The organism is Dyella sp. (assembly GCF_035508675.1).
Taxonomy (GTDB): domain Bacteria; phylum Pseudomonadota; class Gammaproteobacteria; order Xanthomonadales; family Rhodanobacteraceae; genus Dyella_B.
In genome coordinates this window covers 1-6,661 of the sequence record NZ_DATJMN010000145.1, presented here as the reverse complement: position 1 = coordinate 6,661, position 6,661 = coordinate 1, and the positions used below count along the sequence as shown (strand labels likewise).

General features: G+C 61.1%; 7 protein-coding genes. 6 read left to right on the top strand and 1 reads right to left on the bottom strand.

The features are described 5' to 3' along the window. Both VMA74_RS08115 and VMA74_RS08110 read left to right on the top strand, forming a co-directional pair. Positions 1 to 224: hypothetical protein (locus VMA74_RS08115; protein WP_325366131.1), on the top strand; the 224-nt coding region annotated here is incomplete at its 5' end. Between the two features lie 86 nt (positions 225 to 310). After that, on the top strand, positions 311 to 583 hold the full coding sequence (locus VMA74_RS08110; RefSeq protein WP_325366130.1) for an XAC0095 family protein: 273 nt from the start codon (positions 311 to 313) through the stop codon (positions 581 to 583). Between the two features lie 217 nt (positions 584 to 800). Here the strand turns inward: VMA74_RS08110 and VMA74_RS08105 are convergent, their stop codons facing one another. Beyond that, a complete protein-coding gene (locus tag VMA74_RS08105) occupies positions 801 to 1,424 on the bottom strand; it encodes a MarR family winged helix-turn-helix transcriptional regulator (RefSeq protein WP_325366129.1) in 624 nt (207 codons plus the stop codon). Between the two features lie 133 nt (positions 1,425 to 1,557). Here VMA74_RS08105 and VMA74_RS08100 point away from each other — a divergent pair, with 133 nt between their 5' ends. The 4 genes from VMA74_RS08100 (at position 1,558) to VMA74_RS08085 (ending at position 6,567) form a co-directional block, all read left to right on the top strand. Next, complete coding sequence (locus VMA74_RS08100) at positions 1,558 to 3,120, top strand: DHA2 family efflux MFS transporter permease subunit (protein WP_325366128.1); 1,563 nt, start codon at positions 1,558 to 1,560, stop codon at positions 3,118 to 3,120. A gap of 82 nt (positions 3,121 to 3,202) precedes the next feature. Next, positions 3,203 to 4,687, top strand: a complete 1,485-nt coding sequence (locus tag VMA74_RS08095) for an efflux transporter outer membrane subunit (RefSeq protein WP_325366127.1) — start codon at positions 3,203 to 3,205, stop codon at positions 4,685 to 4,687. A gap of 10 nt (positions 4,688 to 4,697) precedes the next feature. Further along, positions 4,698 to 5,885 (top strand): efflux RND transporter periplasmic adaptor subunit, encoded by a 1,188-nt coding sequence (locus tag VMA74_RS08090; RefSeq protein ID WP_325366126.1) that lies wholly within the window; start codon positions 4,698 to 4,700, stop codon positions 5,883 to 5,885. A 151-nt stretch (positions 5,886 to 6,036) separates the two neighbouring features. Beyond that, complete coding sequence (locus VMA74_RS08085; RefSeq protein ID WP_325366125.1) at positions 6,037 to 6,567, top strand: MarR family winged helix-turn-helix transcriptional regulator; 531 nt, start codon at positions 6,037 to 6,039, stop codon at positions 6,565 to 6,567. Positions 6,568 to 6,661: the final 94 nt, after the last annotated feature.

The window sequence follows — 6,661 nt, the reverse complement described above, 5'->3', positions numbered from 1 at the left end:
AGGTGGTTTGCGATCTCCCCCTAAAAGGCGATCGCGGAGGGCCCGCCTCCATCTTCATGACAGCACGACTCTTCCTGAGTCTTCATGACACACTGGTTACTCTCGATCATACGGCACCCGCACGCCTTCGTGCTCCCACCCCGGTGCATTTTTCCTACTTCACCGCCGCGCACACTGCGCCGCGTCGAGCCAAACTGGGCATTCGTCAAAACGGAAGCAGCTGATTCCGACACAGCGAGCAGGATTTTCCTGAAAGCCCTTCACGCCGCGCGCAACACGCGGCGTGACCTAAGCGTGTGGAGAAACCACCATGAAAGACATGCAAGGCGGCCGCTGCGGACCGCATCTCTATCTATTGTCCAGTGACTGCTACGAAGACTTGAGGCAACTGCAGGACATGCTGACCCTGATGGCGCACATCACCTATAACGAGGACAACGCCGAGAACGGCAACGGCGTGATGACCATCGGTCGCGCCGAGTTGTATTTCATCTTTGAAGCGATCAACGCAAGGCTTGACGAAGTGTTGGAGCGGTTAAGCGACGAGAATTGGATGGCTGCCGGCAGCCGCGCATGGCAGTAATGATGGCGATAACAGCTTCGTAGGCTGGGATGAAATCCCCGCTTTCATCGGCATGGCGACGTGCTGCATCGGAGTGCGTTGGCGGTGAGCGCAAGCGAACCCCAACGTTGCCATGCAGAAAGCGATGTTGGGGTTCGGCGTTGCCTCACCGCCAATCTACGAAGGATCGCGCCATGCCCCCAGTCTACGCGGCTGCACGCAATGACTCGGCGCATGCTTAGATTTTTTCGCGGGAGACCTTGACGAAGCCATCGCGCATGCGCCGCAGCAGGCTTTGAAGCAAATCCAGTTCATCCGGCGAAAGTTCGGCGAACACGTTCTCCAACCTGTGCGCATTCAATTCCATTGCACGGGTGATGATGTTCCTGCCTTTCTCTGTAAGCGTGGCAAGCAGCCGGCGTCGATCTTTCTCGTCGCCGACCGATTGCACCAGGCCTTCCTGTTCAAGTGAAAACATCAGCGCTGAAACCGTGGCGCGTTTGACCTGCAGGGCCGCAATGATTTCCTGATGCGGAACGGGACGGTCGCCCGCGCCCCACAGCAAGGCCATCGTTTGAAACCGCGCGGGCGAACCTGCCGTGCCTTCCAGCCATGCGTTCAAGACGTTGTTGACCTGCTGGGTCACGGACCTGAGCGTGAATACCGTTTCCAGTCGCTGGACTGCCGCCGGCGAAAACCGGCGCAGGTAGGCCTCCCTCAAGTAGGGGGCGGGGAAGCTCTGATCGCTGGTCGATTCGACGTCTGACAAGGGATTTTCTCCTGCGGAAACTATCTGTGGCTGGATTGTATGCTGCTTGACAATTCTTGGCCAGGATACGCTTTCCAATGAAAACAATGACATAAGAAATTAATACGCCAACTAACTGTTTGCCTATTGACTTGTTTGTTGACGAACTTTATTGTCTGCCTCCAGACAAATCCCGCAGTGCGGGCCGCGGTGGGCGCGGCCCTGGCTACGGGGCGAGGAGTCAGATATGTCCAATCCCTCCGCTGTACCGGCCCCGGCCCCCCTGACGGGTATCCGGTTTGCCCTCGGCGCCTTCGCCGTTGCGCTCGCCACGTTCATGAACGTGCTCGATTCCTCCATCGCCAACGTCGCCATTCCCACCTTGTCGGGCGACCTGGGCGTGTCGGTGGACGAAGGAACCTGGGTCATCACCATGTTCTCCGCCGCCAACGCGGTGGCGATTCCGCTCACGGGCTGGCTCACCCAACGCATCGGCCAGGTGAAACTTTTCACCGGCGCGATTCTGCTGTTCGTGATTTCGTCGGCGTTGTGTGGCATCGCCCCCAACCTCTCCGTGTTGCTGGCAGCCCGCGTGTTGCAGGGCGTGGCCGCCGGTCCGCTGATACCGCTATCGCAAGCGCTGCTGCTCTCTACGTTTTCAAAAGAGAAAAGCGGCAGCGCGTTGTCGCTGTGGGCCATGACGGCCACGGTCGGTCCCATCGCTGGCCCGGCTTTGGGCGGCTGGATCACCGACCGGTACAGCTGGTCGTGGATCTTCTACATCAACGTACCGGTCGGCATCTTCGCGGCTGCGGTGGTGTGGATGGTTTACCGCGACCGTGAAACGCCTGCTCGTCGTTTGCCGATCGATACGGTCGGGCTGATCGCCCTGATCGGCTGGGTCGCTGCACTGCAGATCATGCTCGACAAAGGCAAGGATCTGGATTGGTTCAACTCGCCGGTGATCTGCGCGCTGGGCGTGTTTGCACTGATCGGCTTTGCGTTCTTCGTGATCTGGGAACTCACCGAAGAAAAGCCGATCGTCGATCTGCGGCTGTTTGCCGGACGCAACTTCCGCGGGGGCACCATCGCGATCTCGGTGGCCTATGCGATCTTTTTCGCCAACCTGGTGATTCTGCCGCAGTGGATCCAGGAGTACCTGGGCTATCGCGCCGTCGATGCGGGCTTGGTGACTGCGCCGCTGGGTATTTTTGCGGTGATTCTTGCCCCGGTCATGGGCAAGGCCATGATGAAGACCGATGCACGCATATTGGCGACGCTGGCCTTCGCCGGGTTTGCCGCTGTGTTCTTCATGCGCTCGGTGTACACCACCCAGATCGATCAATACACCCTGATTCTGCCGACCCTGCTGCAAGGTATTCCGACCGCGCTGTTCTTCGTGCCGTTGACCGCGATCATCCTGTCGGGCCTGACGCCCGACAAGATCCCCTCTGCCGCAGGCTTGTCGAACTTCGTGCGCGTGTTCGCCGGTGCGGTGGGCACCTCATTGGTGGCCACCGGCTGGAACGACCGCACGATCCTGCATCACGCACGGCTGACCGAACAGGCCAACCGCTACAACCCGATCTTCACGGATTCGCTCGCACAAACGCAGTCGACGCTGCAGATCGGCGCCTCCAAGGCACTTGCCTTCATCGAGAACGGATTGGACGCGCAAGCGGCCATGCTCGGTCTCAACGACATCTTCTGGCTGTCCGCCGTGATCTTCGTGCTGATCATTCCGTTGATCTGGATGACGCATCCAAGCAAGGACGCGGCAGCTGGCGCAGCGACAGCGGGCGGCCACTGATCACCCAACACCAACGCTCTTACGACCGAAGCGCTTGCGCGCTCCACCCGATACATCCAACCCACTTACCGAGACCAAGACCATGCGTGTTCAACTCATTGCGGCAGCGGTCGGATTGACCCTCGCACTGGCAGGATGTGCCAGTGCCGGCGGCCTGCATCCGGACGGCGCGCCCATCAACCCCAACTCTCTCGCGGTGACGCGCAGCCTCGCGAATGTAAAGCTGTCGCCCGCCGCGTGGCCCCAAGCCGACTGGTGGACATCATTGGGCGACAGCCAGCTCAATGCCCTGATTGCGGAAGCTTTGCGCGACAACCCGAGCCTGGCCGAAGCCGATGCACGGGCGCGCCTGGCGCAGTCCGAAACAGCGCAGGCCGACGCCGGCCGCAAACCGCAAGTCGACCTCGCAGGAAGCGTCGCCGAAGCGCGCCTGCCGACAACGCTGCCACCGATTGGCAAGGGCCATAACGGCGCTGCCAAGTATGTTTCCGCCAGCTTCAAATGGGATCTTGATCTCTGGGGCGGCGAGCGGGCGGCATGGGAGGCCGCCTTCGGACAGCAGCGCGCCGCCGAAGTCGACGCGCATGCAGCGCGGATCGAACTGTCCACCAACGTTGCTCGCGCATACGTGCAGCTCGGCTACGCCTACGCGCAACAGGATGTCGCAGCGGCGGAGCTGGAGCGTGCGACGGACGTGCAAAAGCTGACGCGGCAACGCGTGGCCGCTGGCATCGATAGCCAGGTGCAGCTCAAGCAGAGCGATTCAGAAGTTGCCAGTGCACAGGGGCAAAAGGCGCAAGCGGATCGCGCGATCGATGCGGCGCGCTCCGCACTGTCCGTGCTGTTGGGCAAAGGTCCTGATCGCGGTTTGACGATCGCCCGCCCGCAGCTTCTGCCGCCTGGTGCCCTGCGTGTGCCATCCGATCTACCCGTCGAGTTGCTGGGGCGCCGCGCCGACCTCGTCGCCGCGCGGTGGCGCGTGGAAGCCGCCGATAAGGACATCGACGCAGCCAAGACCCAGTTCCTTCCCAACGTCAACATCACCGCCGTGGCGGGCCTGGTCGCACTCGGCGGCGGCAATCTGTTCCAGGCGAAAACCCGCTTCTACGACGTCGCCCCGGCGATCAGCCTTCCCCTCTTTGACGGTGGCCGGCGTCGGGCGGACTTGAACGGCAAGGATGCGCAATACGATCTCGCCGTAGCGCAGTACAACGACACGCTGGTGCGCGCCGTCAACGAAGTGTGCGACGACCAGGATGCACTCGCCTCGCTGCAGGTGCAGATCGACGCACAGCAGCGTGCACTCGACGCGGCCAACGACGCTTGGACGCTCGCCGAACAACGCTACAAGGCCGGCATCGGCAGCTATCTGGAAGCCCTCAGCGTGCGCCAGGAGCTGCTGATCGCCGAACAACGCATGGCCACGCTGCATGCCGAACAAACCGACTACTCCGTGCAAATGATCCAGGCGCTCGGTGGCGGCTATCGCCCAAGCCAGAGCGCTCCTGATGCGTCGGCGGTCGCCGCCGATGCGAATGCTTCTTCCCTTATTCATCATCGTTCTTGAGGCAGCCATCATGTCTACTGAAATTTCTTCGGCTCCTGACGCAGCCACCCAAACCAGGAAAAAGGGCCGTAGCGTCATGCTACGCATTCTCGGCGCATGCATTCTCGTGGGCGCGGTAGGCTTTGGTGCCTGGTACGTGCTGGAAAGCCGCTGGTACGAAGCGACTGACGATGCCTACGTCAACGGCAACATCGTGCAGATCACGCCGCAGATTACCGGCACCGTGGTCAGCATCGGTGCCGACGATGGTGATTTGGTAAAGAAAGGCGACGTGCTGGTCACGCTGGACAAGGCGGACGCGGACGTTGCCCTGCAGAACGCTGCCGCGAACCTTGCCAATACCGTGCGCAAGGTGCGTGGCTTGTATAGCACCGTCTCCGGTGCGCAGGCCGATGTGGCGGTACGGAAGGTCGCGCTGCAGAAAGCAAGGGCCGACTACGAACGCCGCGTCAGCCTGGCCAGCTCCGGCGCCATCTCCGCGGAAGAACTCTCCCACGCAAGAGATGCACTGACCGCGGCAGAGAGCTCGCTCACGACGGCCGAGCAGCAACTGCAGACCAACAAGGTATTGGTGGACGATACCGTGGTCGCGTCGCATCCGGATGTCAAAGCCGCGGCCGCTCAATATCGCGCCGCCTACCTCAGTGAAGTGCGCACGACCATCGTGGCGCCGGTAACCGGCTACGTCGCCAAGCGCAGCGTGCAGGTCGGCCAGCGCGTGCAGCCGGGGGCAGCCCTGATGGCCGTTGTACCGCTGCACGCCGTATGGATCGATGCCAACTTCAAGGAAACCCAACTCACCCACATGCGCATCGGCCAACCGGTGGAAGTGACTTCCGACGTTTATGGACATGCGGTGAAGTACAGCGGCAAAGTGCTGGAGCTTGGCGTGGGAACGGGCGGTGCCTTCGCCTTGCTTCCTGCCCAGAACGCTACCGGCAATTGGATCAAGATCGTGCAGCGCATTCCCGTGCGCGTGGTGTTCACCAACCCGCAGCAGCTTGACCAGCATCCCTTGCGCATCGGCATGTCGTTGAATGCGGAAGTGGACCTGCACGACCAGAGCGGCCCCATGCTTGCTCAGAAGGTGCCGGCGCAGCCCGCCTTTAGTACGGATGTCTACCAGCAGCAGTTGGCCAACGCTGACGAGAAAGTCGCGCAGATCATTCACAGGAATATGGCCGGCAGCACAAATTGAACCTGCCGGCAGGGGCGTGGTGCTGACGGAGCATCGGTGATCAGGTGGGCGTGCAGGCAAACGTTCACGCCGGCCGATCCATGACCAGGAAGGGAAGGGCCTCTATCAGCACCACATCCCGCTTCGGCCAACCCTTCGCGGGAGTGAAACCATGAACAAGCATGCGATGCACAACGCCGGTCGACAAGGAACGCTCGCCGCGCTCCCATTGACAAGCCCCGGCGCGCAAGCGGCGGCGGACGCCATCTACAAGGTCGCAGAGGTCGCCAGAGCATTGAAGTGCGCGACCAACGTGGTTGAAAAGCTGGTGCATCTCGCTTCCGCGACAAGCGAGCATTTGACGCTTTTGCATTGGCTTGTGCTGGTTCGCCTAGCAAGAACACCGACATGCAGGCAGTTGGAACTTAAATCCGACACAAAGATTGCAGCGGCCTATTTGACCAGATTGCTCGATGATCTAACGCGAGAAGGTTTGGTACGGCGACACCGATCATCGTCGGACCGCCGGCAAATCCTCCTTAGCCTGACTGAGCATGGAAGACGTGTAGCGCTTGAACTATTGGCCTCGCTGAACGACGTCACCCAGCCATCCCGGCTCAACGCCATCGACCATCTGGGCGCATCGCTGGAAAACTTTGTATCGCTCGCTGCGGGAGAAGGGTGGCTGGGAAATGGCGCGTAGACCTTGGAAGAAGCGCGCCTGCTCAAATGATCACTACGACCTTAAGGGTAATGGCACTAACTTAAGCGTCATTGCTCCATGGCTTGCCGGGATT

What these genes read in the sequence shown, in the direction of transcription:
- VMA74_RS08110 (WP_325366130.1), top strand. Translation starts at nt 311, where the DNA reads ATGAAAGACATGCAAGGCGGCCGCTGCGGACCGCATCTCTATCTATTG.
- VMA74_RS08105 (WP_325366129.1), bottom strand. Translation starts at nt 1,424, where the DNA reads ATGTCATTGTTTTCATTGGAAAGCGTATCCTGGCCAAGAATTGTCAAG.
- VMA74_RS08100 (WP_325366128.1), top strand. Translation starts at nt 1,558, where the DNA reads ATGTCCAATCCCTCCGCTGTACCGGCCCCGGCCCCCCTGACGGGTATC.
- VMA74_RS08095 (WP_325366127.1), top strand. Translation starts at nt 3,203, where the DNA reads ATGCGTGTTCAACTCATTGCGGCAGCGGTCGGATTGACCCTCGCACTG.
- VMA74_RS08090 (WP_325366126.1), top strand. Translation starts at nt 4,698, where the DNA reads ATGTCTACTGAAATTTCTTCGGCTCCTGACGCAGCCACCCAAACCAGG.
- VMA74_RS08085 (WP_325366125.1), top strand. Translation starts at nt 6,037, where the DNA reads ATGAACAAGCATGCGATGCACAACGCCGGTCGACAAGGAACGCTCGCC.